The sequence below is a fragment of the Aeromonas sp. HMWF014 genome, assembly GCF_963878295.1.
Classification (GTDB): domain Bacteria; phylum Pseudomonadota; class Gammaproteobacteria; order Enterobacterales; family Aeromonadaceae; genus Aeromonas; species Aeromonas popoffii.
The window spans coordinates 10,250-11,719 of the sequence record NZ_CAWNYS010000333.1; the positions used below are offsets into that span (position 1 = coordinate 10,250).

Here is a 1,470-nt window from a genome sequence, read left to right on the forward strand (position 1 = left end):
GTATTTTACTGTGCTGCGCGGCAGTGGGGCGCGGCCACGGATGTTGTCGGCAATCTTCTCGGCCATCATGATGGTCGGGGCATTGAGATTGCCGGTGACGATCAACGGCATGATCGAGGCATCGACCACACGCAGCCCTTCAATGCCATGCACCCGTCCCTGACCATCAACCACGGCCATGTCGTCTTCACCCATTTTGCAGGAGCACGAGGGGTGGTAAGCCGTTTCCGCATGCTCACGGATAAAGGCATCCAGTTCGGCATCGCTCTGCACGTCCTTGCCGGGGCTGATTTCGCGCCCGCGATACGGGTCCAGCGCCGCTTGCGCCATGATTTCGCGGGTGATGCGGATGCCGTCACGGAACTCACGCCAATCCTGCTCGGTGGCCATGTAATTGAACAAAATGCTCGGGTGCTGGCGCGGGTCTTTGGATTTGATCTGGATGCGCCCGCGACTGGGGGAACGCATGGAGCCCATGTGCGCCTGGAAGCCATGTTCTTTCACCCCATTACTGCCGTTGTAGTTAATCGCCACCGGCAGGAAGTGGTACTGAATGTTCGGCCATTCGAACTCGGCGCTGGAACGGATAAACCCGCCAGCCTCGAACTGGTTGCTGGCACCTATGCCCTTGCCCTGGAACAGCCACTGCGCGCCGATGGCGGGCTGGTTCCACCATTGCAGCGCCGGGAACAGCGACACCGGTTCTTTGCAGGCGTATTGCAGATACAACTCGAGGTGATCCTGCAGGTTCTGGCCAACGCCCGGCAGATCGTGGACCACGGGGATCTGCAGTTCATTCAGCAGAGCTGCCGGGCCGACGCCGGAACGTTGAAGGATTTGAGGGGAGGCAATTGCGCCGCTGCACAGCAACACTTCGCGACGGGCGTTAGCGATGTGCGGGGTGTTGCTGTCACCCACCAGGTAGGTCGCCCCCATGGCACGCTTACCGCTAAATAGGATGCGATCGGTCAAGGCGTGGGTGACGATAGTCAGGTTGGGACGGGCACGGGCCTGGTCCAGATAGCCGCGTGCGGTGCTGGAGCGCCGGCCTTTGGGCGTGACGGTACGATCCATCGGGCCAAAGCCTTCTTGCTGATAGCCGTTGAGGTCGTCGGTACGCGGATAACCGGCTTGCACGCCGGCTTCGACCATGGCGTGGAACAGCGGGTTGTTGCCATGCTTCGGCGTGGTCACGCTCACCGGGCCTTCGCCGCCGTGGTAATCATTTGCTCCGATGTCACGGGTTTCTGCTTTGCGAAAATACGGCAGGCAATCCAGGTAGCTCCACTCTTCCAGGCCTTTTTCCTTGGCCCAGCCGTCGTAGTCCATGGCGTTGCCACGGATATAGCACATGCCGTTGATCAGCGATGAGCCGCCCAAACCTTTGCCACGCCCGCATTCCATACGGCGGTTGTTCATGTGCGGTTCGGGGTCGGTCAGGTACGCCCAGTTATACCGCCGACCTTGCAG

General features: G+C 60.6%; 1 protein-coding gene. It reads right to left on the bottom strand.

Going from position 1 to position 1,470, the window contains the following annotated elements; translation table 11 throughout:
* The coding region (betA, locus tag AAC083_RS14110) for a choline dehydrogenase (RefSeq protein WP_258224692.1) at nucleotides 1-1,470 on the bottom strand (1,470 nt) is incomplete at its 3' end.